The sequence below is a fragment of the Methylorubrum populi genome (assembly GCA_036946625.1).
Classification (GTDB): domain Bacteria; phylum Pseudomonadota; class Alphaproteobacteria; order Rhizobiales; family Beijerinckiaceae; genus Methylobacterium; species Methylobacterium populi_C.
Genome location: JAQIIU010000001.1, coordinates 78,057 through 101,847 on the forward strand (window position 1 = coordinate 78,057; position 23,791 = coordinate 101,847).

The following is a 23,791-nucleotide window of genomic DNA, read 5'->3' on the forward strand; positions in this document are numbered from 1 at the left end:
CCTCCCTCACGCGACCCGGTCCGCCGGAGGCGTCGTGGGCTCGATGTTGACGAGCCACGCCTTGAACTCCGGCGTCTCCGTGTTGGCGTCGCCGACCACCGGGGTCAGCGAGTTCGGGTGCCATCCTTTCTTGGTCTGGCCGATGAAGCCCCAGTGCTGGGGCATGCCGACGACGTGGACCTGCCTGCCGTCGCAGATCAGCGGCTTGATGCGCTTGGTCACCACCGCCTTGGCCTTCATCGAGCCGCGCTTCGACCAGACGCGGACCCAGTCGCCCTTGGCGATGCCCTTTTCCTTCGCGAGTTCCTCGCCGATCTCGACGAAGGCCTCCGGCTGGAGGATCGCGTTGATCCGGGCGTGCTTGGTCCAGCCGTGGAAGTGCTCGGTGAGCCGGTAGCTCGTCGCCGCGTAGGGGAACTCGTCCGAGGTGCCGAGCTCGGCCAGGTCGCCCTTGAAGATGCGGGCGGCGGGCGCCCCCTTGATCTTCGGGAAGACGACGTTGGCGACCGGCGACTCGAACGGCTCGTAATGCGTCGGGAACGGCCCGTCGCGCATCAGCCCCCGGGTCCAGAGACGGGCGACGCCCTCCTGGTTCAGGATGAACGGGCCCATGCCCTTGTCGGGCGCGACGGCGGCGCCGTAGTCCGGCACGTCGAAGCCGACCCAACTCTTGCCGTTCCACTCGATGAGCTTCTTCTTCTCCGACCACGGCTTCCCTTCCGGGTCGCAGGAGGCGCGGTTGTAGAGCACGCGCCGGTTGGCCGGCCACGCGAAGGCCCAGTTCGGCGCGATGCCGCGGTTGCCGGGATCGGTGTTGTCCCGGCGGGCCATCATGTTGCCCTTCTCGGTGTAGCAGCCGGAATAGATCCAGCAGCCGCAGGCCGTCGAGCCGTCGTCCTTGAGCTGGGCGAAGCCGTCCACCTGCCTGCCGGCGGGAATCGTCGCGCCGGTCGGGTCCTGGATCGGAGCCAGCGTGTAGCCGTTGAGCTCACGCGCCAGCTCGCCCGCCGTCGGCGACTCGCCGATGGCGTAGTTCCAGGTGAGATTCACGATCGGATCGGGGAAGGCGCCCCCATCCTTCTGGTACATCGCCTTCATGCGCAGGAAGATCCCGGACATGATCTCGATGTCCGAACGGCACTCGCCCGGCGGCTCCTGCGCCTGCCAGTGCCATTGCAGCCAGCGCGAGGAATTCGAGAGCGAGCCCTCCTCCTCGGCGAACAGCGTCGTCGGCAGCTCGAAGACCTCGGTCTGAATCTTCGCGGGATCGACGTCGTTGTACTCGCCGTGGTTCTCCCAGAAGCGCGCCGTCTCGGTCTGGAGCGGGTCCATGACCACGAGGAACTTCATCTTGGAGAAGGCCTCGGTCATCTTGGCCCGGTTGGGGAACGACAGCAGGGGGTTGAAGCCCTGGATGACGTAGCCCGTCATCTTGCCCTGCTTGGCGAGCTCGAACCCGCGCAGCACGTCGTAGGTCGGCACGTCGAGCTTGGGCAGGTAGTCGTAGGCCCAGTCGTTCTCCTTGGTGGCGTGCTCGCCCCACATCGACTTCTGGAACGAGACGAAGAACTTGTTGTAGTTCTGCCAGTAGCTCATCTGGCCGGGACGCAGCGGCTTGAACTGCCGCTTGGCGATGTAGCTCGCGTAATCCGGCTCCTTCTCGATCGGGATGTTGAGATAGCCGGGGATGAGGTTGCTCATCAGCCCGATATCGGTCAGCCCCTGGATGTTGGAGTGACCGCGCAGCGCGTTCATGCCGCCGCCGAGCATGCCGATATTGCCGAGCAGCGTCTGCACGATGCACATCGAGCGGATGTTCTGCGAGCCCTTGGAATGGTGCGTCCAGCCGAGGGCGTAGAGCGAGGTCATCACCTTGTCGGGTGTCGACGTCTCCGCGATCATCCGGCAGACCTTGAGGAAGGTCTCCCTGGGCGAGCCGCAGACCCGCTCGACCATCTCGGGCGTGTAGACGGCGATGTGCTTTTTCAGAAGCTGCATCACGCAGCGCGGATGCTGCAGCGTCTCGTCGACGACCGCGTAGCCGTCCGGCCCGATCTCGTAGTCCCAGGTGGTCTTGTCGTAGTCGCGCTTGTCCTCCGAGTAGCCCGAGAACAGGCCCTCGCTGAAGTCGAAGCCCTCCTTCACGACGAAGGCGGCGTTGGTGTAGGCCGCGAGATAGCGGTGCTGAAGCTTGTCGTTGTCGATCAGGTACCTGGCGACGCCGGACAGGAACGCGATGTCGGTCCCCTGCCGGATCGGGCAGTAGAGATCGGCCACCGACGCGGTGCGGGTGAAGCGGGGATCGATGACGATGAGCTTGGCGTTGTTGTGCGCCTTGGCTTCCACCACCCACTTGAAGCCGCAGGGGTGCGCCTCGGCGGCATTGCCGCCCATCACGGTGATGAGGTCCGCGTGCTTGATGTCCATCCAGAGGTTGGTCATCGCACCGCGGCCGAAGGAGGGCGCCAGACTGGCGACCGAAGGACCGTGTCAGACCCTGGCCTGATTGTCGAAGACCAGGGCCCCCATGCTTCGGACCGTCTTGTAGGTCAGCCACGCCGTCTCGTTGGTGGTGGCCGAGGCGGCGAGGAAGCCGGTGGTGGTCCACCGGTTGACGGTGAGGTCGCCGTTCTTCGCCAGGAAGTTCCTGTCGCGATCCTCCTTCAGGAGCGTCGCGATGCGCTCCAGCGCGAAGTCCCAGGAGACGCGCTTGAACTCGGACGAGCCCGGGGCCCGGTATTGCGGGTACTTGGTGCGGGTCTCGGAGCGGACGAAATCGAGCAGGCTCGAACCCTTGGGGCAGAGCGTGCCGCGGTTGACCGGGTGATCCGGATCGCCCTCGACGTGCATCACCGCCGAGCGGGCGTTCTTCGAATGGTCGCCGAGGCTGTAGAGGATGACGCCGCAGGCCACCGAGCAGTAGGGGCAGGTGTTGCGCGTCTCGCGCATCTGCGCGAGCTTGAAGGGCCGCACGGCGGCGGCCGCAGCCGGCTGGAGGTCAGCGAAGCCGAGGGCGCCGAGCGTCCCCCCGGCCAAGCCGACGCCGATGCCTTTCAGCAATCCGCGCCGGGATACCTGCACCGTCATCGCACGTCCTCGTTAGAGCTGTTCTTACTCCAAGACCTCGCAGGAACGCGCTCCGGAGGCAAGTGCCGGCATGCCGCGCCGGCATCTTTCGCCGCAATCAATCGCGCGCGTCCTGTCCGGTCGGCCGATCACTTCGTGGGCTGAGCCGGATTGTGTCCGGAGGGGCCGGGCGTGCGGTGGTCGAGGGGCTGCTGCGGATCGGTGCCGTCGCCGCCGCCCTCGCCGGCCTTCGGCACCGGACGATCCTTGTTCCGCTCCGTCGACCGGCCGCCGGGATCGGGCGCGTCCTTGGCCGCGGATTCCTCGCGCGGGACCGGCGCCTGGCTCCAGCCGTCGTTGGCGCTGCGGCTCTTGTCGCCCATCACGTCCTGGCCCTTGATCTGGCCGGGATCGGCCCGGGCGATCGTCGGCTCGGCGCCGAGCAGGGCGAGGGCGGCAAGCGCCGCGAGGGGGCGGGGAAACGAGGACATCGGGATCTTCCGGCTCCGGTCGGGACGGTGGCCGGGTAACGTCAGGTGCCGGGGGCGGTTCCGGAACGCGGGTCCGGAGCGGGCGCGCTGCCGACCGCGGTTCAGGGCCGGCCGCTTTCCCCGGGCGGGGCAGCCTTCGCTTCGGCCGGGCCCGGCGTCAGGTCGAGCGAGAGGTGCAGGGTGTCGCCCTCCCTTCCCTCGACCGCGAAGCCGAGCGCCTCGTACAGCCGGCATGCGCCGGCCCGCCGATCGACCGAGAGGGCGAGCTGCCGGAAGCCGAGGCCGCGCGCATGCACGATGGCCGACCTCAGGAGGCGGCGTCCGAGGCCGGCGCGGGCCCGCTCGGGCGCCACGCTGACATTCGTCACGAAGGCGCGGCTGCGTTCGGGGTCGTTGCAGTAGACGGCAACGAGGCCGACCAGCGCCGGACCCGCCCAGGCCTCGAACCGCTCGGCCCGCGCCGCCAGCTTGGCGGCGTAGTCCGGGAGATCGACGCGCTCGCCCAGCGGCGGCGTGAAGGCTCCCGCGCAGGCCGTCAGATGGGTGCGGACATCCTCGGGGCCGGAGCGGTTCCGGTGGAAGCACGGTTCGATCACGGTCTCCAACGTCGGCAAGGGCCGCCGGTCCCGGGGTGGCTCAGAGCCTGTTTGACCGGCTGCCGTGTCTTCGTCAGGCAACGGCAAGGCGAGAGGAAGATCCTACTCCCATCCTGAACCCTCATCCTGAGGTGCCGGAGCGGAGCGGAGGCCTCGAAGGGTGCTCCAGGTTCCGCGCGGGATCTGGAGCACCCTTCGAGGCCGCTCACGCGGCACCTCAGGATGAGGGGCGAGATGGGATCACTACAGTCAAACAGGTTCTCATACCGTTTCCGATCGATCGCTTCGGATTTCGTCGCCCTCCGTCATCGCGAGCGGCAGCGAAGCGATCCAGGACGCGACAGGTCCGGAAAGGGCGCGCCCTGGATTGCCACGGCTTCGCCTCGCAAGGACGCAAGAGAGGCCGAACTCATCGACCGGATGGCGTATCAGTCCTCGCCCCGCCCGCAGATCAGATAGATGCTGGCGGTCATGTCCGGGTACTGGTTTCCCAGGTGATAACAGCCCTCGACATAGGCGTCGGAAACGATGCCGGCGGCCAGCGCCGCGTCGAACTGGTAGTTCGCCAGCGCCTTGAAGATCAGGCCGCCGCGATGCAGCGTCGCGAGGCCGGCATCGCGGGTGGCGCGCTCCAGCGTATCGAAGGAGAAGGTGTTCCGGTGCCCGTTGGCGGCCTCGGCCGGGGTCACGGCGCTGTTGTGCGTGATCAGCCCCATCTTCACGGCGATCTGGCGCGACGGAGCGTTCGCGTTCGGCACGAGAAGGAACAGCCGTCCCGTCGGCGTGAGCCAGCGGCGGACCCTCTTCAGGACGAGGACGGGATCGTCCAGGTGTTCGAGGGTGTTGATCAGGAAGATCGCGTCGAACGTCTCCTCCAGGTCCAGCGCCTCGAAGGTCGAGCAGATGAAGCGGGGCGCGCCCCCCACCTTCTCCCGCGCCTTCTCGACCAGCGTCGGCGCCGCCTCGACCACGGTGAGGTCGGTGTACAGCCCCGTCAGCCACTCGGTCGATTCCCCGAGATAGCAGCCGAGTTCGAGCGCCCGGCCCTGCGGCAGGAACGGCGTGAACGCGCGCATCATGTAGCGCCGGGTGATGGCGTCGAAGTCGTAGTTGTAGCGGCGGTCGCCGATCTGGGCGCCCTCGCGGTCGTAGTCGCGGGCCTGCGTCATCCCTGGTTCGCCTGGTAGAGCCGGCGCGCGGCGGGCTGGTAGAACTCGTCGTAGGAGGTCGGCACCATGGCGTTGAAGCCGAGGAGCTGGCGCATCCGCGGCGAGGCCGTCCCCCCGTAATCCGGTCCGAGGAAGCGCGGATAATCCATCTGCTGCTTGACGAAGGCCCGGCTGAAGCTGAGCGTGAGCGCGGTGCGGGTGGTGTCCGTGACGTTGCTGCCCGCCGCGTGCCAGAGATTCGAGTCGAACAGCACGATGCTGCCGGCCGGACCGACCAGCCGCTCGGACTCGGCCCGGAACACCGCTTCCGGCGGCGGCGCCGGCGCATGATGCGAGCCCGACAGGACGTGCGTGGCGCCGTTCTCGGTGGTGAACGGGTCCACCATCACCAGCATGTTCAGCATCAGCCGGAAGCCGCCGCCGAAGGTGCGCACGTCGCGGTGGACGCGGTGGAGATAGCTCGTCGCGGACGGGCCGACGCTCGCCGGATTGAAGGCGTGCAGGATGTAGGCCGCCCCGTCGAAGTAGCGGGAGATCAGGCCGTCGAGCCAGTCCTGTTCGAGGAAGCGGTCCAGGGCCGGATACTGGCCGACGGCGTGGTGCGCGGTCCCGTCCGGCGCGGCCGTCGCCCCGCCCTCGACCTGGCGGCGCCCGCAATCGGCGACGCTGTCGAGCACGGCCCGGCGGAGGGCGGGAAGGTCGGCGGCGGGCACGACGCCCTCGAACAGGACCCAGCCCTTGCGCTGCATCTGTTCGTCGAACCACGCGGCGTCGTGCGAAGCGGGGATGGCCATGGATTTCTCCTCGGGACGGAACAGGGTGATCAGGCCGCCGCTTCGTGGCCGGGCTCGGACGAGGCGGCAGGCCCGCCGGGCCCGGCGATCGCCTCGCCCGCGATCAGGTCGTAGCCACTGGCCAGGACGGCGGTGAGCGTGGGTCGCGGGTTGAACATCAGCACGTCGAGGATCGACAGCCACGGCACGAAGGGGTGCGGGCCCTGCGGGTAGGCGAAGGGCCGGGTGCGCAGGAAGCGCAGGGCGATCCCGCGCCGCGCGAAGGCGGCCGGGTCGTAGAGGGCCGTGCCGCCGATCGGGTTGACGTAGGTCGAGGCCCCGAGGCGCTCGCAGAGATCGATCACCCGATCCTGCCGCCGCAGGTCCGTCGCCTCCTCGATCTCGGAGGCCGTGCGGATCGGCGTCCCGAGACCGAGATGCGCGCAGGTCCGCACCAATCCGTGCCGGAGGTGGTCGAACAGGTCGGCACCGGCATAGCCCAGAACCTCCTCCACCAGCGGCATCGTCTCGCGGACATGCGGCGCGCGACGGTAAGCCTGCGCGATCTGGGCGCAGAGCCGGCCCGGCTCGAACCCCGCCGCCACGCGCCGCTCGCGGATGTCGAGGTGGTCCGAATCCCGTTCCAGCGGCAGCGTGAAGGTCACCGGCGCGCCGTCGCGCAGGAAGCGGTTGCGGTTGATCCAGCCCTTCTTGGTGTACTTCACGCGGTCGTAGATCACGAACCGGTCGACGGCCGCGATGAGCTGGAAGTAGCCGATATAGGGGAAGAGGTACGGCTGCATGATCGCCGCCGTGACGGGCGTCGTCATGGCCGCGCGATCCTTTCGACGATCCGGGCCACGGTCGCGGCGTCGAGATCCGGGTAGATCGGCAGGCACAGCACCCGGTCGGCGGCGGCGGCGGCCACGGGCAGATCCTCCCGGCGGGCGCTGGGCAGCGTGCGGTAGGCGGGGAAATCCGAGATCAGCGGATGGAAGTAGCGCCGCGGATGGATGCCCTCTCGCCGGAACGCCTCGTAGAGCGCGTCGCGTCCGAGCGGATGATCGGGCCCGACCAGGATCGGGAAATAGGCGTAGTTGGCCGAGCCGTCCGCCGCCGCGTCGAGGCAGCGGATGCCGGGAATGTCGCGCAAGCCCTCGCGGTAGGCCGCATCGACCGCCTTCCGGTGGGCCAGCGCCGCGTCGATGTGCCGGAGCTGGACGAGGCCGAAGGCCGCGTTCAGCTCGCTCATCTTGCCGTTGAGCCCGACCCCGATCACGGACGTCTCGTCGTCGAAGCCGAAGTTCTTCAGCTTGTCGATCCGGTCCTTCATGCCGGCATCGGCGCAGACGATCGCGCCGCCCTCGAAGGTGTTGAACACCTTGGTGGCGTGGAAGCTCAGGACCGACAGGTCGCCGTGGTTCAGCACGCTTGCGCCGCGGTGGCGCACGCCGAAGGCGTGGGCGGCGTCGTAGATCACCTTGAGCCCGTGCCGGTCGGCGATGGCCCCGATCGCCTCCACGTCGCAGGGCCGGCCGTAGCAGTGGACCGGCAGGATCGCGCGGGTGCGCGGGGTGATGGCGGCCTCGATCCGGGCGGGGTCGAGGTTGAGGGTCGCCGGATCGATGTCGACGAAGACGGGGGTCAGCCCGCTCCACAGCAGGGCGTGCGAGGTCGCCACGAAGGAATAGGGCGTGGTGATCACCTCGCCCGTGAGGTCGAGCGCCCGCAGGGCCACGATCAGCGCGGTGGTCGCGTTGTTGAACAGCGCGACCTGCCTCACGCCGAGATGGGTGCACAGGCGCTCCTCCAACTCCCGGTGGAACGGGCCGCCGTTGGTCAGGATCCGCGTGCGCCAGATCTGCCGCAGCAGCGGCTCGAACTCTTCGAGCGGCGGCAGGAAGGGCCGCGTGACGTAGATCGGGTCGGTCGCGCTGTCCGCCCCGATGGCGGCCGCGTCGAGGATGTCGGAGAATTCCTGCCCCAGCCGGCGCAGGGCCGCCTGCACCGGAAGCTCCGGCAGGAGGGGGCTGTCCGCTGCGCGGGCGGGTTCAAGCGGAGCGGGCTGCATCGACCCAACGCCTCCACATGGTGCGGAAGGCCTCGCCCACATCCGCAGCGAGGCGCGGATGATCCATCAGCGGGCTGGCGAAGACGCGCTCGCGAAGCCCGGCTCGCATGGCGCGCAGGCGGTCGGGATCGCGCGCGAGGGCGACGGCGCGTGCCACGTAGTCCTCCCGCGTCTCGGCGACGAACTCGGTCAGCCCGACGGCCGTCAGGACGGCGACGCCGCCGCGCGCCACCGCGTGGCTGCCCTCCAGGGCGATCAGCGGCACGCCCATCGCGAGCGTGTCGCAGCTCGTCGTGCCGCCGTTGTAGGGGAACGAATCGAGGGCGATGTCGAACGTGTGGTAGAGTTCGAAGTAGGTGGCGGTGACGCGCGGGTGGAGGCGTATCCGCTCCAGCGGCAGCCCGGCCTGCGACAGCCGCGCCTCGACCTGTGCCCGGATCTCCGGCGTCTCGACGTCGGCGACGACCATGAACAGGCGCGCCTCGGGAAGCACCCGGAGGATCTCGGCCCAGGTCTCCAGGGCGCCGTCGCCGATCTTCTCGAAGCGGTTCATGGCGCCGAAGGTGACGAAGCCGTTGTCCGCGAACGGCGGCCGTTCGCGCACCGGAGGGATCCCATCCGGCGCCTCGTAGGTGGCCGAGACGCCGGGCAGCCGCCACACCGTCTCGGTATGCAGGGGCTCCGACAGGCCGGGCGCGTCATGGCCGGAATCGGTCAGCCGGTAGTCGATGGCGCGCAGGCCCGTCGTCGCCGGATGGCCCATCCACGTGACCTGAACCGGCGCCGGCTTGCGGGCGAAGACGAGCAGGCGGTGGCCGGCGCTGTGGCCCGAGAGGTCGACGAGGATGTCGATCGCATCCGCCTCGATCAGGTCGGCGGTCTCGTCGTCGTCGAGGCCGGCGACGTTGTGCCAGCCGTCGAACAGCGTGCGCAGGCGGGCCGAAACCGCGTCTTCCGCAGCCTGGGTCATGTAGGCGCGCGCCGCGAACCGCGTCCGGTCCAGGTGGCGCAGGAACGGCTCGATGAAGCGGGCGAGGGCGTGGGTGCACAGGTCGCCCGAGACGAAGCCGATCCGCAGCCGGCGGTCGGGATCGCGGTCGTTGGCGAAGGAGCGCCGCCGCAGCAGCGGGTCGGCGAAGCGCGCGCCGAAGCTGCGCGCGTCGGCGGCGTAGTCGGCGGGCGGAACGCCCTCGGCGTAGAGCTTGGCGAACAGGCGGTTGGAATGGGCCGTGAGATGGCCGGGATCGGCCGCGAGTGCCCGATCGAAGCTCGCGATCGCGTCGCGCAGTCGGCCGAGGCTCTTCAGGCTGCAGCCGAGATTGTTGTGCGCGTTGGAGAGTCCGGGATCGAGCGCGATCGCGCGCCGCGCATGGGTCACGGCCGCGCTGTGACGGCTGACGCGCTGGTGGACGCCGGACAGGTTCGCATGCGCGATCGCCAGGTCGGGGTCGAGGGCGACCGCCCGCTCCAGGGCCGAGACGGCGCCGGTGTAGTCGCCCATCGTGATGAGGACGGCGCCGAGGCTGCTGAAATAGGCGGCGTTGTCGGGCTCGCGGTAGATCGCGATGCTGAACAGGTCGAAGGCCTGCTGGTAGCGGCCCTTCGTCGCGGCGACGGCGCCGGCGAGATGGGTCGCGTTGGCGTGGGTCTCGTCCAGGCCGATCACGAGACCGGCCAGGATCTCCGCCGTGGCCGGATCGCCCGCGTTGTAGCGCTCCTGCCCCCGGGCGAAGGCATGGTCGGCGAACTCCCTCAGGACGGAGCGGGATTCGTCGTCGAGGCCGCGATCGCGAAACTGCTCCATCAGGGCGCGCGCCTCGCCGATCCGGTTCAGCACGAGCAGCGTGACCGCGAGGGCGAGCCAGTAGCGCGGCTGCTCGGGCTCCGCCCTGAGGGCGGCGACGAAGTGCGGCACCGCCGGTCCCGGCGCCTCGGTCCGGCTGGTCAGCACGCCGAGTTCGAAATGGGCGACGGCATGGTCCGGCGCCGCTTCGAGCGCGAGCTGGAGGTTGCGCCGCGCCTTGTCGATCCGCCCGCCCGCGCTGTGCGCGGCCGCCTTGGCGAGGTAGCGCGCGACCGGTTTCGCGGCGGCCTGCCGCCCCGGGGCGTGCGCTGTAGGATGATGGACCATGCCCGGCCTTCCTGAACCGGACAGCAGTTAAGATTCGTAGGGCTAACGTACCGTTAACGCCGTGCCGGCACGGCGCGCACGACCGCCCGAAACGACGGAAATCCGTCTTGCGGCGGCTGTCCGCAGGTCGGTCCTGACGAGGAAACCGGGGCTCCAAGCCCCTCGTGTGCCGCGCCTTCCGCTTCCGAACCTTCGGTCTCGCGCCGAGCGTGCCGGTGCCTTCGGTTCAGTCGCGCGCGAACCGGGCCCGGAGCGGACGCGATCGCCCGCGCGCCGCCAGCCCAAGGTAGACGAGGGAAGCGAGGTGCCCGGCGCCCACCGCCGCCGCCGCGCCGCCGACGCCGCCCCAGCGCATCAGGGGAAAGGCGGCGGCGAGCGAGACGACCATGCTCAGGCACAGCGCCTCGAACAGCACGCGGGTGTCGTGCTTGGCGCGGAAGTAGTTGGCGGTGAGGTCGCGCGCGAGCACCACCACGACGCTGGCCGAGAGGATGCGCAGGCAATCGGCGTAAGGGGCATACTCCGCCCCGAAGATCAGGCGCAGCCACATCGCGGCGGGCACGGCGAGCGCCGCCAGGATCGCGACGATCGGCAGGCCGAGCCGCAGGCCGGTCCGGAACAGGTAGGTGCGCAGGGCCGCCTCGCCGCTCTCGGCGTAGACGCGCGCGGCGGACACCGGCAGGACGTTCTCGGTGGCCGAGAGCAGCAGCAGCACGGCGCCGACGAGGTACTGCGCCGCCCGCAGGCCGCCCAGCGCGTCGAGGCCGAGCGTCGAGCCCGCCACGAGCCAGACGAGCTGCTCCTGCAGGAAGGTGACGAACACGATCGGCAGGAGCCAGCGCGCCAGCGGGATGTGGCGCCGGGCGACGGCGCCGATTCGCAGGCAGCCGGGCCGGCGCAGGATCGGCCGCCCGATCGAGACGACGAAGGGCAGGCTCGTGGCGAGCGCGGTCGCGGCGAGCAGCCAGACGAAGCCGTTGCCGCCGATGAGGTCGTGCCTCAGCCAGGCCAGCCCGGCCACGACGGGAAAGCTCGCGGCGCGGGCGGCGTCCATCAGCAGGGCCTGCATCCCCTTGCCCTGGGCGAAGAGCAGGCGGCGCAGGATCAACTGGACGTTCTGCGCCAGCATCAGGGCGCAGGCGGCGAGGAAGGTCGACCCCGACAGGCCGCCGATGGCGAGCGCGATCACCACGAAGGCCGCGCCCGGCACCGAGAGCAGGAAGGCGCCCGCCAGGAGACTCGCGGCGTAGGCCCGCGCGATCCCGCTGCGCGCCCCGGCCAGCGTCATCATCGGCGCCGCGATCAGGGCGTTGTGCAGCGCCTGGGCGAAGGCGAGCACGATCATGATCATCGCGAAATGCCCGAATTCGGCGATGCCGAGCAGGCGGGCGGCGGCGATGCCGCTGAGGAAGCCGAAGCCGCTGACCACGCCCTGGTCGGCCAGGGCGACGAGCGCGGCCGGCGGATGCCGGACCAGTCCGGCGGCGCGCCGGTGCAGGCTCTCGGGTTTGGCGCGCACTGAAGTTGCGTCGGTCATCGCATCCGTTCTGCGGGAGCCTCGCCCAGGATACCGGACCCGGACCGATGCTTTAATACCGACCGGCGATGATCCCGCCTCATCGTCGGCTGCCCCGCGACCGCGGGGCGGCGGCCATCCGCCGGATGCGCCGATCCCGACCATCGGTCGGGATCGGCGCCGCTTGGTATGATACGCTATCCGGTTGCTGACTTCGGCCTCTCCTGCGTCATCGCGAGGCGAAGCCGTGGCGATCCAGGGCGCGACCTTTCCGGACCGGTCGCGCCCTGGATCGCTTCGCGGCCGCTCGCGAGGACGGAGGGGGGCGAAACCCGAAGGCTGGAAACCGCGGTTTCGGGATGCGGGTCTCGCGCGCTCCGCCGAACCGGCGTCCCCTTCGGCGAGAAGCGCGCTACCACGCGACCATCCAGCCCGTCGCGACGTCGCGCACCAGCCGCGTTCGGCTGAAGAGCCAGAGGGGATCGGAGGCGACGACGTCGCGGCAGACGCCGCGCTTGAACTCGTAGACGCCGGGATTGCCGGCCGGATCGATCCCGCCGAGATCGAGAACGCGGCATCCGTCCCGCTTGGCCCGCTCGATCAGGCGCCAGACCGCGAGCCGGCCCGCGCCGGTGAGCTTGGCCCGCTCGTTCGAGGCGACGTAGAAGTCGGTCCAGCGGCGGGCGGACCGGTGGACGATCCGCACCAGGATGGGCTCGTCCCGCTCGCGCACCTCCAGGAACAGCAGGTTCGGGTCGGCCGCGGCGATGTCGCGGAAGGCGCCCGTATCGAGGCTGTTGCGAAAACCCTTGCGCCGCTTCAGCTCGCCGTACAGGCGGCTGAAGGTGTCGAAGGCGGCGAGCCGCTCGGCCGGATCGGTCGGGAAGGCGACCGCGAGATCGCGGTTGCGCTCGGCCGCCTTGAGCACGTCGCGCCAGCGCCCCTCCATGCGGGCGCGGATCCGGTCCGTCTCCTGCGTGAGATCGACCTCCAGCGTGTGCGTCCGGACGGTGACGACCGGCGCGAAGCCGTGGCCGAGCAGGGCCAGCACCGCCTCCGGGGTCTGGAACTGCTGGTAGTTCACCCCGAGCAGATCGAGGCGGCCGAGATCGAGATGGTCGAGGACCGCGCGCAACACGGCCTCGGCCCGGGGCGCGCCGAGGCGGGTGAGGATCGGGCAGCCCTGCGCCAGGACGAAATGGCCCGGACCGCAGCGGCGGCGCTGGACCTGCGCGTAGGCGAGCGCCTGCCCGTCGCAGCCGCGGACGGCGATCCGCCTCACCGTCCAGCCGACGCGGCTCTTGTAGTCGCCCCACCGACGCGAGGCGTAGAGGTTGGCGTCCTGCTGCCGCCACACCGCCGCGTCCCATCCGGGATCGTCCGTAAGGTCGGCGACCGTGAGATGGCCCACTCTCGAATATCCTCTCCGTGCCGGCCGTTCCGCCGTGGGACGGGTTTTGGTCCGGCTTCCGTCGGCCGGCAAGAGATGAGCCCCGGCGCGAGAGCCAATCATCAAATCGATGTCGCAGGTTAACCACAGCTTCCGGGGATCGGATGTCGAGATGCCGACAGATCCGCCGCGTGGTATGCGAATGGATCGGGGGGCGAGGCGGGCATGGATCACTGGGTCAAGACGACGGTGCGCCGTGTCCCCGCCCTGCGCAGGCTCGCGCTGCGCGGGGCCGCCCTGCTGCGGTCGCTGGCCGAGGCCGAGGCCGGCCTCTACACCCTGTGCTACCATCAGGTGCCGGAGGCGCAGCAGGATCGCTTCGAGGCCCAGCTTCGCCATCTCGGCCGGCACGGCGACTTCATCGACGCCGACACCGCCCTGGACCGCCTCGCGGCGGGCTGGCCGGCCCGCGAGCGCGCCTTCCTCGTCACCTTCGACGACGGCTACGCCGACACCTTCGACATCGCCCGGCCCGTCCTCAAGGCGCTGAACGTGCCCGGCCTCGTCTTCCTGATCAGCGACTGGATCGACGCACCGCCGCGCGTCCCGCCCGGCCTCGACCGCGCCGACGCGATGCCCGCGAGCGGACGCCTCTACATGAACCGCGCCGAGATCGCGGCGTGGTGCGAAGACGGTCTCGACGTCGGCTCGCACACCGCCACGCATTCCCGGCTGAGCCGGCTCGACCGCGCGCAGGTCGCCGACGAGTTCGCCCGTTCGCGGCGCGACCTCGCCGCGCTGACCGGCCGGGAGATCCGCCACTTCGCCTGCCCCTGGGGCGTTGCCGGCCGCGACTTCGACCCGGACCGCGATCCCGCCCTCGCCGGGGAGAGCGGCTACCGGACCTTCTTCACCACGCGGCGCGGCCGTGCCCTGAGCGCGGCGGATCTTCCGCGGATGCCCCGCCACGTGGTCGAGCCGCACTGGCCGATCTCCGATTTCGAGGCCCTGATGGGCGGCCCGCGGCTCGGCCGAATCCCGGCCTGATATCGAGCCGCACGGACGCCCGCCGCCCCGCCGTCGCGGGGGCCGACCGGCGATGAGAGCCTGTTTGACAGCGGTGATCCCCTCTCGCCCCTCATCCTGAGGTGCCGCGTGAGCGGCCTCGAAGGATATTCCAGGTTCCGCGCGATCCCTGGAGCCCCCTTCGAGGCCTCCGCTCCGGCACCTCAGGATGAGGGTTCAGGATGGGAGCAGGGCTTTCCTCTCGCCTTGCCGTTGCCTGACGAAGACACGGCGGCCGGTCAAACAGGCTCTGAGTCGGGATCATCGCCGATCGGTATGAAACCGCTTGAGAACGGTTCCCGTCTATCGACGGAGCCTGATCCGCACGCCGGCGAATTCGGCCGGGCCGCACGACCGGAGACCGCGAGGCGATGCAACAGGGCACGACACCGGCCGCCGATGCGCTCGCGGGACGCCCCGTCGTCGTCGTGACCGGGGCGCTCGCCCCCTACACCCATGTCCTCTACGAGCGGTTGGCGGAGCGGCTCGCGGGCCGTTTCGGCCGGGCGCTGCACGTCCTGTCCTGCACCCCCCGGGAGAGCGCCCGGCAATGGGTCCTGGAGCCGTCCCGGCTCTACCGGCACGCGGTGCTGCCGGGCCTGCGCTGGCACCGCTCCTCGGTCCGCAACCTCTACGTCAATCCCGCGGTGGTGCCGCGGCTCGCCGCCCTCGACCCGGCGGTGATCGTGCTCAACGACTTCTCGCCGACCATGCTGATGGCGGCGGGTGCCGCGCGGCTGCGGCGCATCCCCTACCTGATCCGCACCGACGGGGTTCCGCAGACCGATCCCGGCCGGCACTCGGCGCCCCACCGCCTGCTGCGCCGCGCCATCGTCTCCGGGGCGGCCGGCGGGATCGGCCCGAGCGAGGACAGCCGGGCGCTGCTCGCCGGCTACGGACTGGCGCCCGGATCGATCGTGCCGAGCCCCCTCTTCCCGGCCTGGACGCCGCCCGGCCCGCCGCCGCCGGATACCGAACGGCCCTTCGACCTCCTGTTCTGCGGCATGCTGAACGAGGCGGTGAAGGGCGCCCGCTTCTTCACCGAGGTCGTGCTCGGCTGCCTCGCCCGCGGCCGGCGCCTGTCGGTCCGGGTCGCGGGCGACGGCCCGCTGCGCGGCGAGATGGAGGCGCGCTTCGCCGAGGCCGGAATCCCGGCGCGGTTCGACGGCTTCCTGGCGCAGGCGGCCCTGCCCGAGACCTACGCCTCGGCCAGGCTGTTCCTGTTTCCGAGCCGTGGCGACGTGTGGGGGATCGTGGTGCAGGAGGCGCTCCAGAGCGGCACGCCGGTGCTCGCCTCGCCCCATTCCGGCGCGGCCCGCGGCCTGCTCGAAGCGTGGCATTGCGGCGAGGTGCGGCCGATGGCGGTGGCGGAGTGGGTCGAGGCGAGCCTGTCGCTCCTCGACGACGCCGGTCGGCGCCGGGCCCTGCGGGCGGCGGCGGAGCGGGCGCTGCCGCGCTTCACCGCGGAGGCGGCCGTCGCCGGCTATCTCGATGTCCTGGGGCCGCTGCTCCCGGGCCGGATTCCCGTCCGGTGATCGGCAGCGCGATCCGGCATGGCGGTTCAACGGACTTTGACGGATCCCGCTCCTCGAAAACGGATTCCGGCGACGGGTCCGTCGCGCGGCCTCAACGCCGCGCGGGCGGGAACGGCGAGGGCGGCAGGGCGTCACGGCGCATCGCGGCGGGGTCGAGCCCGAGCGGGATCTTCCGTTCGGACGCGAGCCGGGACAAGGCGTCGAGCGCGTCGGGATCGCCGGATTTCCCGGCCGGGTCGTCGAGGCGGGTGTTGAACAGCACGATCTGCCGGCCGGGATCGGCCTCCTCGTGGAGCGCGAGGAGATCGCCGCCGATCAGCACGTTGTCGACGATCTGGTTGTCGCGCGCCACGCCCGGCTCGTCGGAGAGCGCGTCGGCGAGCCGCGGGTAGCGCATCCGCCAGGGGGCCGAATCGAGCGGCACCGCGGCGAAGGCGGCGCGGAACTCCGAATCCGCCTCGGTCAGGGACGGCTTCATCCAGGTCAGCCCGCGCGAATCGAGGGTGACCATCGGGCTCGACCGGACGAAGACGTTGCGGGAGACGACGGTGTCGCTGCCGCCGCCGATGAAGACCGGCTGCTGCACGCCGACGAACAGGTTGCGCCGGATGGTGAAGCCGCTCGCCATGTCGTCGAGATAGACGCCCTTCACCTCCATCCCCGGCTCGGTGCGGATGTCGTGGACGTAGTTGTCCTCGATCACCGTGCCGCGGGCGGTGAAGTCGCGGCCCGCATAGATCGCGCCGGTGTCGGACAGGCCGTGGATCAGGCGGCCCACTTCGTTGCGGCGGACGACGTGGTCGTTGCCGCGCAGGTGCACCGCGTAGCCGATCGCGTCGGCGATCAGGTTCCCGCTGGCCTCGGCGCCGACGCCGTCGAGTTCGATCGCCGCGTTCTGGGTCGGGGCCAGCCGGGCGAAGCGGGTGAAGCGGGTGTCGCGCACGAACAGGCCGCCGCGCCGGAGGGTGGCCCGGTCGCCGCCGACGAGGCGGACCGCGCCCGCGCCGATGTCGTGGATCGCGCTGCCGGAGAGGCCGCCCCCGGTCACGCCCTCGAACGACGCGGCGCGGCCGGCGGCCCAGGCGAGTTCGCTGCCCCGGATCTCCACGTCCGCCCCGCCCCGCACGACGATCAGGTCGCCCCGGGCGCGCTCCAGCCGCAGACCCTCGATGCGCAGGTGCCGGACGTTCTCGGCGCGGATCAGCGTCTCGGCGAGACTCGCCTCCAGTTCGGCCGAGGGCGCCCGCGGCCAAGCCAGCAGCAGGCCGCCCGCGCGGTCGCGCCACCATTCCCCCGGCGCGTCGAGCTCGCCCAGCGCGTGGACCAGCCGCACGCGGGCGCCGGGGCGGATGCCCTCGTAGGGCGGGAGCGACAGCGCGAACCGCCGGCCCCGCGCGCCGATCCGTGCGACGGGGATCGTCTCCGCGAGCCAGTCCCAGCGCCAGAAACCCTCGGCCCACAGGTCCGTCTCCGCGGCCGGATCGAGCGGGCGCGGCGGCCCGCTCTCGAGCGTGAAGCCGAGACCGTCCGGCTCGGCCGTGCCGACCGCCGCCCAGCCGGCATCCGGCCACTGCGCCGGATGCAGGGCGCCCTCCGCGTCGAAGATCTCGGTGACCCGCGCGGCCGGGTCATGCAGCCGCTGCGGGGCGCGGACGGACGGCTCCGCGCGCAGGGGTTCGGGCAGGCGGTAGGCCCGGACCGCGCCGCGCGCGGCCTCCGGCAGCCGCTCGCGCAGGCGCGGCGGCAGCGGGGCGGGCGCCAGCGGCACGCTGCCGGTGAGCCGGCTCGTCCCGTCGGCGGCCCCGCGCAGGACCAGCGGCGCTTCGGCGCTGCCGCCGTGCTCCGGCCCGATCCGCACGGGCTCGGCGATCCGGTGCGTGCCGGGCTCCAGCTCGACGACGATGGCCCGCCGCTCGCCCTGCCGGCGCAGCGCGGCGACGCGGGCGAGCGCCTGCGGCAGGCCGGCGAACCGGTTCTTCTGGCGGAGGCCGTCCGTCCCGGCCGGCGCGACCCGCAGCACCAGGGGCGCCTGCGCGCTGCCGGCTCGGACCGGCCCGGCGAGGCCGAGGAGAGCGGACGCGAGTGCGGCGGCGATCCGCCGGGGGCCGAGGCTCACGCCTCGGCGTCCGCGTCGGTCAGGACGAGATGCACCCGCGGCTCGCGGCCGATGGCGTCGAGCACCCGCCGCAGGCGCGCGGCGCGGCTGCGGCCGGCGCTCACCGTCAGCAGCAGGGTCGGGAAGCGCTGGTCCTGGGCGAGGCGCTCGGCCGCGACATCGGTGCCGATCAGCCCGATATCGACGAAGACCGTGTCGAAGGAGGCCGCCACCGACAGGATCGCGCCGGCATAGGCCGCGGTGCCGAGGCGCAGCGCCCCCTCGTCGAAGGGCATGACCTTGACGCCGGTCGGCCCCTCGACGAGCGCGTCGCCGAGCCCGGAATGCTGGCGCAGCACCTCGGCGACGCCGCGTTTCGGCCGCTCGCGCAGGTCGCGCGAGAGGAGCGCGTCGGGGTCGGCATCGACGAGCAGCACCCGCTGGCCGTCGAGGGCGGCCGAGGCGGCCAGGCTGCGCGCCAGTTCCGACTTGCCGGCCCGGTCGTCGCCCGAGGTGACGAGGACGAGGGTCGGCCGCGTCGTGCCGAGGTCGCGCTGGAGCCGGCTGCCGAGCCGGGCGACGGCCACGTCGTAGGCGGTGTCGGCGCGCAAGGCCCCCACCTTCCCCTCCTCCGTCTTCCCTCCGGTCCTTCCCTGGCCGCCGACCCGCCTGGGCAGGGCGGCCAGGACCGGCAGGCCCGCGATCTGCTGGAGCCGGCGGCGCGAGCCGATCCGGCCGGCGGCCGGCACGGCCAGCAGGGCGAGCACCACGCCGAGGCCGAGCCCGGCCGCGAGCGCTGCGGCGAACACCACCGGCACCGGCGGCCCGAGTCGGCGCGCCGGCAGCGAGGCGGGCGAGATGATGCGCGAGGACGAGGTGTCGAGGCGCTGCTGCTCCTGCAATTCGCGCGCGCGGACGAGGAAGGCCTCGTAGACCGCCCGGCTCGCCTCGACCTGCCGCTCCAGCTCGCGCAGGCGCACGAAGCTCCTGTCGACGGAGAGGGCCTCCTTCTTGCGGCTCTCCAGGGTGGCGGCCAGCGAGGCCTCGTTGGCCTGGGCCGACTTGTACTCGTTGCGGGTGGCCGCGGCGATGCGCCGGATCTCGGCGTCGATCTGGCCGCGCAGGCTCTGCACCTGCAATTCGCTGGTGCGCAGGGTCGGGTGGCGCGGCCCGAGATTGGCCACCGTGTCGGCCCGGGCCGACTCGACCTGGGCGAGCTGGGCGCGCAACTGCGCGATGGTCGTGGACTGGACGATCTCGGTCACCGAGTTGAGGTCGGCCCGCCCGTTGGCGACCGCCTCGATCTGGGCGAGCCGCCCGCGCAATTCGCCCGCCCGGGCCCGGGCGGCGCCGAGCTGCTGGTTGAGCTGCGTCAGCGCCTGCTCGCTGACGAGCTGGCCGCGGGTGCCGACGAGGTTGTTGGCGGCGCGGAACTGCTGCGCCTTGTCCTCGGCCCTGCGCAGCTCGTCCTGCAATTCGCCGAGCCGGCTCGATACCGACGCGCCGGCCTTGCGGGTGATCCGCGCCTGCGCCTCCGAGACGGTGGCGAGGTAGGTCTCGGCGATCGCCTGCGCGAGGTCGGCGGATTTCTGGCGGCTCTCGCTGGTGACGGCCAGTTCCACCACGAAGCTGCGCTCCAGGCGGCGCGCGTTGGTGCGGTCGCGCAGGGCCCGCAACGCGGCGAGCTTCTCGTCCGGCGCGCCGCCGCCGGAGGCGCCGAGCAGCGCGGACAGGTTGCCCTTGACCGTGTCGAGCAGCGAGGAAGGCCGGACGAATTCCGGGTCCTGATCGAGCTTGAACCGGTTCACGACCTGCCGCAGCACGTCGTCGGAGATCAGGACGCGGATCTGGCTGTCCACGAGCAGCAGGCTCGCATCGCTCGCCTGATCGGCGGGCGTCACGCCGTCCTTGACCACCTGGATGCCGCGCGGATCGATCAGGATCTGCGTCACGGCGGCGTATTGCGGCGGCACCAGGGCGAGCCACGCCACCGCCGCCAGGGCGAACAGCAGGGCCGGCGCCAGAACCAGCGTCCAGCGCGCGCGCAGCGCCCGGCGGATCTCGCGCGGGTCGAGGAACCAGGGCTCCGGCGTCACGTCGGGCTTGCCCGGCTCGCTGCCGACGAAGATCCTCGATGGCATCCGCTCGACCATCGTCATCGCGATACTCTCAACACGGGGCGGTTTAGGGCCGGACCGGCCCACGGACGGAGACCCGGCCCGGGACGTCTGTCCCGGAACGGAACGTTCGCAGGCCGTCCGTTCCGGATCGGGACATCGGCGGCGGGCCGGGGGCTCGATCGGTCGTCATGCTTCAAGACGCGCGCCAAGCGGGGTGCCAAGCGGGGCACCAAGGGGCGCGCCAGGCGGGCGCAAGGCATGCCCCGGCGCCAGCGGCCCGAGGCCGGCGGCGGGTTCGGCCGCAGGGTCGGCTGCGGGTCTCGCGGCCGGGCCCCTCGCCGGCTCGCGGCCCATGGCGCCGATGCGGGCATAGGCCAGCACCGCCACGAAGGCGAGGACGTGGATGTTCCAGTCCTGGAAGATGCCCGGCGTGGTCATCCCGTTGAGGATCAGGAAGAACACGCAGGTCGCGACGAAGCGGCGCCCGGCGATGGCGAGCTTCAGCCCCCAGCGGACGGCGCTTCCCAGCACCACGGCGCAGAAGCCGAGACCGATCAGGCCGGTGCCGGCCCAGGCGCTCAGCAGCATGTTGTGCGAACTCTGGATCGCCATGCCCTCCGGGCCGAGGATGTCGGTGTAGGCGGCCGGCGGCACGAGGAGCTGGATGAACCGGTCCGCGGCCGAGAAGCCGGAGCCGACCAGATGGTCCTGGGTGCCGGCGATGAAGATCGGCCAGAAGGTGCCGCGCCCGGTGGCGCCCGCCAGTTCCTCCGCCGGCTTCTGCAGCACCACGGACAGCACGTCGAGAAGGCCCGGGAAGGCCGACAGGCCGAGCATCAGCACCATGAAGACCGCGAAGACGGCGGCGAAGGTGACGAGGCCGAGGATGCGCAGCCGGCGATGCGGCGAGGCGACCATCATGCCCGGCGCCGCCGCCACCAGCGCGCCGGTGCTCGAGGCCGAGCCCGCGACGATGAAGCCGGCCAGCGCCAGCAGCAGGTGGCCGCCCCGGTGCCGCACGCGATCGTCGAAGACGACGAGGAAGGCGTGCGCCGCGCAGAGATAGGGCACCATGTTGTGCTTGGCCGAGGAGAACACGATCCCGCTCGCGAGGCTGGCGAGGATGATCGGCGTGACCGCGACCAGCCAGATCAGCGTGAACAGCGCGAACAGGTTGGCCAGCCGCCGCTCGATGTCGGCGCGGTCGAAGATCACGATCGCGGCGAGGTAGAGGACCGCCAGCTCGACCGTCCGGTAGGCCGTGTAGGCCGGCACGATCGACCACGCGGTGCTGAGGCCGTTCACGAGGATCATCAGCGTGAACGGCAGGTAGGGCATCGAGAACGGCACCAGCAGGATGCGCCTGTCGATCGCGGTCCGGACGGCGAGATAGAGCCCGGTCAGCCCGGCGATGACGAGGGTGACGACGTTGGAGGCCGTCAGGCCCTCGTCGAGCACCGCGTTGCCGTCCTCCCGCGGGACGGTGAAGACGAGCGGCATCAGCGCGAAGGTGGCCACCAGGATGAAGGGCACCGTGAGCGGCCCGTTGAGCGGTCCCGTTTCCGTCGCGAGGTTGTGGCGCGCCAGCGGGTAGAGCAGCGCGAACCAGACCGCCACGGCGACGACGAGCAGGACGCTCAGCATTCCGGCGGTTCCTCGAAGACGTCGGCGCGTTTCGGTCGAATGGCCAAGACGCCGCTCCCGCTCCGCGCCGATCCTCGCCGAATCGGTGCCGGGTGAGGAATGGGTCGATCGATGTCGGCGAAGCGTCTCATACGACATCCGGTCGATGACTTCGGCCTCTCCTCCGTCATTGCGAGGCGAAGCCGTGGCCATCCGGGGCGCGCCCTTTCCGGACCTGTCCGCGCCCTGGATCGCTTCGCGGCCGCTCGCGATGACGGAGGGGGGCCAAACCCGAAGCGATCGATCGGAAACGGCATCGTTCGCCGGCGATATCGCCGCCGCGCGAAGACGCGCCGACGCGCCGGTCCGGAGGGTGGAGGGCAGGCCGCTTCGGATTGCCTGTCGCGTCTCCCTCCGGCCCCGGCACCCGCGGGAGGCCGGCTCTCCGGAGCGGTATGCGTCGTGAACATCGACGGCCTCCTCGATTCGCGGCGGCGCCCGGGGTGCGGACCCCATGGGATCACGCGATCCGACCGGGCGGGAGCGATTTCGTCCCGCCCCAGCCCGCATCCGAAATTGCGCGAAATCGACGCCAAGACGTGAATGCCGTGCCGCAACCGTATTGAGCGCCGATCGTCAGGCTTGGCAAGTCCTGGGGCGCGATCCTGGCGCGCGGATCGATTCGATCGATGGTTTCGAGTTTACCTTGAGAGCCTGTTTGACCGGCCGCCGTGTCTTCGTCAGGCCACGGCAAGGCGAGAGGAAAGCCCTGCTCCCCTCCCCACCCTCATCCTGAGGTGCCGGAGCGCAGCGGAGGCCTCGAAGGGGGCTCCAGATCCCGCGCGATCCCTGGAGCACCCTTCGAGGCCGCTCACGCGGCACCTCAGGATGAGGGCGAGATGGGAGCACCGCAGTCAAACAGGCTCTGACACTGGGGCGAGTCAGAATTCTTCTCCGCCGCGGCCGTGCACTCCGGAACCGCCCCTCCCGAGCGCCGCTCACGGACCGGACCGCCGACGCCCGAACCTCAAGAAATCACGGCTCCGGCGGCGCGCCCGGATTCTTCTCAATGCGGTCGCGGTGGGCGGCGGCGCGGGCGAGCAGCAGCATCGTCATCGGGGTGGTGATGGTGATGAACAGGCCGATCAGCGCGTCGCGCAGGACCACGTGGCCCTCCACCAGCGACAGCAGCAGCATCGAGCCCGTCAGGATCAGGACACTGCCGAGGGTCGCTCCCAGCGTCGGGGCGTGGACGCGCTCGTAGAAGGTCTCGAGGCGGATCAGACCGAGCGCCCCGGTCAGCGAGAAGCCGGCGCCGGTCAGCGCCAGCAGGACCACGAGGCCCGCGGCCCAGGCGGACAGGTCGGCGCCGGTCACCGGATCACCTCGCCCTGCATCAGGAACTTGGCGAGCGCCACCGTGGCGGTGAAGCCGATCATGCCGATGATCAGCGCGGCCTCGAAATAGAGCCCGCTGCCGGTGCGCATGCCGTGGACGACGATCGCCAGCATGCCGTTGAGGTAGAGCGTGTCGAGGCCGAGGATGCGGTCCTGGGCGCGGGGTCCCCGCAGCATCCGCCACGCGGCCAGCGCCATCGCCAGCACCAGCATGCCTTGCGCGAGGCCGAGGCCCCAGTCGAGGACGGAGGCGGCGCTCACGGGAAGATCTCCATCAGGGGGCGCTCGTAGCGGTCCTTGACGCGGCGGACCCAGCCCGCGCCGTCGGTGTCGTCGAGCAGGTGCATCAGCAGGCGCCCGCTATGGGAATCGTACTGCACCCACAGGGTGCCGGGCGTCGCCGTCAGGATGATCGACAGCACCGACAGCCCGAACGGCGCCGTCATGTCGAGGGGGATCGAGACGAAGCCGGGGCGCCGCGGGCCGCGATGCAGGCCGAGGATGATCCGCGCCACGTCGATATTGGAGCGCAGCATGTCGTAGAGCACGGTGACGGCGAGCCGGGCGGCCGTGCCGGGGCGGCGCACCCGCACCGGCGCCGGGCGCAGGGCCCGCATCACCGCGGGGACGGTCAGCCCGATCAGCAGCGCCAGCACGATGCCGCCCGGGCTCGGCGGCGCGTTCAGCAGCAGCCAGGTCAGGGCGAGGCCGGCGGAGAGGAACGGGTGGGGCAGGAGGCGGCGCAGGAGGCGG

The 23,791-nt window shown here is 71.3% G+C and carries 18 protein-coding genes; 2 read left to right on the forward strand and 16 right to left on the reverse strand.

Annotated features, from left to right (window positions below; all coding sequences use genetic code 11):
- Window positions 1-6 precede the first annotated feature (6 nt).
- From fdnG to PGN25_00465, 10 genes are all read right to left on the reverse strand, one after another.
- Entirely contained in the window at window positions 7-3,087 is a 3,081-nt protein-coding gene (fdnG, locus tag PGN25_00420; protein ID MEH3116118.1) for a formate dehydrogenase-N subunit alpha, read from the reverse strand.
- Window positions 3,088-3,215: 128 nt separating this feature from the next.
- Entirely contained in the window at window positions 3,216-3,557 is a 342-nt protein-coding gene (locus PGN25_00425; GenBank protein ID MEH3116119.1) for a hypothetical protein, read from the reverse strand.
- A gap of 101 nt (window positions 3,558-3,658) precedes the next feature.
- Window positions 3,659-4,153, reverse strand: a complete 495-nt coding sequence (locus PGN25_00430) for a GNAT family N-acetyltransferase (GenBank protein MEH3116120.1) — start codon at window positions 4,151-4,153, stop codon at window positions 3,659-3,661.
- A gap of 428 nt (window positions 4,154-4,581) precedes the next feature.
- On the reverse strand, window positions 4,582-5,322 hold the full coding sequence (locus PGN25_00435; protein ID MEH3116121.1) for a class I SAM-dependent methyltransferase: 741 nt from the start codon (window positions 5,320-5,322) through the stop codon (window positions 4,582-4,584).
- Window positions 5,319-6,116, reverse strand: coding sequence for a phytanoyl-CoA dioxygenase family protein (locus PGN25_00440; GenBank protein ID MEH3116122.1), 798 nt, complete (start codon window positions 6,114-6,116; stop codon window positions 5,319-5,321). The genes PGN25_00435 and PGN25_00440 overlap by 4 nt, the downstream gene beginning before the upstream one ends.
- A 29-nt stretch (window positions 6,117-6,145) precedes the next feature.
- Window positions 6,146-6,925 carry a WbqC family protein gene (locus PGN25_00445; protein MEH3116123.1) on the reverse strand — a complete coding sequence of 260 codons (780 nt, stop codon included), beginning with the start codon at window positions 6,923-6,925 and terminating at the stop codon, window positions 6,146-6,148.
- Window positions 6,922-8,166: a DegT/DnrJ/EryC1/StrS family aminotransferase gene (locus tag PGN25_00450; GenBank protein ID MEH3116124.1), complete on the reverse strand. Its 1,245-nt coding sequence runs from the start codon at window positions 8,164-8,166 to the stop codon at window positions 6,922-6,924. Before PGN25_00450 ends, PGN25_00445 begins: the two co-directional genes overlap by 4 nt.
- A complete protein-coding gene (locus tag PGN25_00455; protein MEH3116125.1) occupies window positions 8,147-10,297 on the reverse strand; it encodes a tetratricopeptide repeat protein in 2,151 nt (716 codons plus the stop codon). The genes PGN25_00450 and PGN25_00455 overlap by 20 nt, the downstream gene beginning before the upstream one ends.
- A gap of 226 nt (window positions 10,298-10,523) precedes the next feature.
- Entirely contained in the window at window positions 10,524-11,834 is a 1,311-nt protein-coding gene (locus PGN25_00460) for a lipopolysaccharide biosynthesis protein (protein ID MEH3116126.1), read from the reverse strand.
- Between the two features lie 391 nt (window positions 11,835-12,225).
- On the reverse strand, window positions 12,226-13,224 hold the full coding sequence (locus tag PGN25_00465) for a GNAT family N-acetyltransferase (protein MEH3116127.1): 999 nt from the start codon (window positions 13,222-13,224) through the stop codon (window positions 12,226-12,228).
- A 204-nt stretch (window positions 13,225-13,428) separates the two neighbouring features.
- On the opposite strand from PGN25_00465, the gene PGN25_00470 reads away from it, so the two are divergent.
- The gene (locus tag PGN25_00470; protein ID MEH3116128.1) at window positions 13,429-14,250 is read left to right on the forward strand and encodes a polysaccharide deacetylase family protein; all 822 of its coding nucleotides are present in this window, start codon (window positions 13,429-13,431) and stop codon (window positions 14,248-14,250) included.
- A gap of 389 nt (window positions 14,251-14,639) precedes the next feature.
- Window positions 14,640-15,803, forward strand: coding sequence for a glycosyltransferase family 4 protein (locus PGN25_00475; GenBank protein ID MEH3116129.1), 1,164 nt, complete (start codon window positions 14,640-14,642; stop codon window positions 15,801-15,803).
- 91 nt (window positions 15,804-15,894) lie between these two features.
- Here PGN25_00475 and PGN25_00480 read toward each other — a convergent pair whose 3' ends face one another.
- The 6 genes from PGN25_00480 to PGN25_00505 form a co-directional block, all read right to left on the reverse strand.
- Complete coding sequence (locus PGN25_00480; protein MEH3116130.1) at window positions 15,895-17,919, reverse strand: right-handed parallel beta-helix repeat-containing protein; 2,025 nt, start codon at window positions 17,917-17,919, stop codon at window positions 15,895-15,897.
- On the reverse strand, window positions 17,916-20,039 hold the full coding sequence (locus tag PGN25_00485; protein ID MEH3116131.1) for an exopolysaccharide transport family protein: 2,124 nt from the start codon (window positions 20,037-20,039) through the stop codon (window positions 17,916-17,918). Before PGN25_00485 ends, PGN25_00480 begins: the two co-directional genes overlap by 4 nt.
- Before the next feature lie 165 nt (window positions 20,040-20,204).
- Window positions 20,205-21,662 carry an O-antigen ligase family protein gene (locus tag PGN25_00490; protein ID MEH3116132.1) on the reverse strand — a complete coding sequence of 486 codons (1,458 nt, stop codon included), beginning with the start codon at window positions 21,660-21,662 and terminating at the stop codon, window positions 20,205-20,207.
- Between the two features lie 1,014 nt (window positions 21,663-22,676).
- Window positions 22,677-23,018 (reverse strand): monovalent cation/H(+) antiporter subunit G, encoded by a 342-nt coding sequence (gene mnhG, locus PGN25_00495; protein ID MEH3116133.1) that lies wholly within the window; start codon window positions 23,016-23,018, stop codon window positions 22,677-22,679.
- On the reverse strand, window positions 23,015-23,299 hold the full coding sequence (locus PGN25_00500; protein MEH3116134.1) for a K+/H+ antiporter subunit F: 285 nt from the start codon (window positions 23,297-23,299) through the stop codon (window positions 23,015-23,017). The genes mnhG and PGN25_00500 overlap by 4 nt, the downstream gene beginning before the upstream one ends.
- Entirely contained in the window at window positions 23,296-23,784 is a 489-nt protein-coding gene (locus PGN25_00505) for a Na+/H+ antiporter subunit E (GenBank protein ID MEH3116135.1), read from the reverse strand. Before PGN25_00505 ends, PGN25_00500 begins: the two co-directional genes overlap by 4 nt.
- Window positions 23,785-23,791: the final 7 nt, after the last annotated feature.

Coding starts and splice junctions, on each gene's coding strand:
- PGN25_00425 (MEH3116119.1), bottom strand. CDS start 3,557: ATGTCCTCGTTTCCCCGCCCCCTCGCGGCGCTTGCCGCCCTCGCCCTG.
- PGN25_00435 (MEH3116121.1), bottom strand. CDS start 5,322: ATGACGCAGGCCCGCGACTACGACCGCGAGGGCGCCCAGATCGGCGAC.
- PGN25_00440 (MEH3116122.1), bottom strand. CDS start 6,116: ATGGCCATCCCCGCTTCGCACGACGCCGCGTGGTTCGACGAACAGATG.
- PGN25_00445 (MEH3116123.1), bottom strand. CDS start 6,925: ATGACGACGCCCGTCACGGCGGCGATCATGCAGCCGTACCTCTTCCCC.
- PGN25_00450 (MEH3116124.1), bottom strand. CDS start 8,166: ATGCAGCCCGCTCCGCTTGAACCCGCCCGCGCAGCGGACAGCCCCCTC.
- PGN25_00455 (MEH3116125.1), bottom strand. CDS start 10,297: ATGGTCCATCATCCTACAGCGCACGCCCCGGGGCGGCAGGCCGCCGCG.
- PGN25_00460 (MEH3116126.1), bottom strand. CDS start 11,834: ATGACCGACGCAACTTCAGTGCGCGCCAAACCCGAGAGCCTGCACCGG.
- PGN25_00470 (MEH3116128.1), top strand. CDS start 13,429: ATGGATCACTGGGTCAAGACGACGGTGCGCCGTGTCCCCGCCCTGCGC.
- PGN25_00475 (MEH3116129.1), top strand. CDS start 14,640: ATGCAACAGGGCACGACACCGGCCGCCGATGCGCTCGCGGGACGCCCC.
- PGN25_00485 (MEH3116131.1), bottom strand. CDS start 20,039: ATGCCATCGAGGATCTTCGTCGGCAGCGAGCCGGGCAAGCCCGACGTG.
- PGN25_00490 (MEH3116132.1), bottom strand. CDS start 21,662: ATGCTGAGCGTCCTGCTCGTCGTCGCCGTGGCGGTCTGGTTCGCGCTG.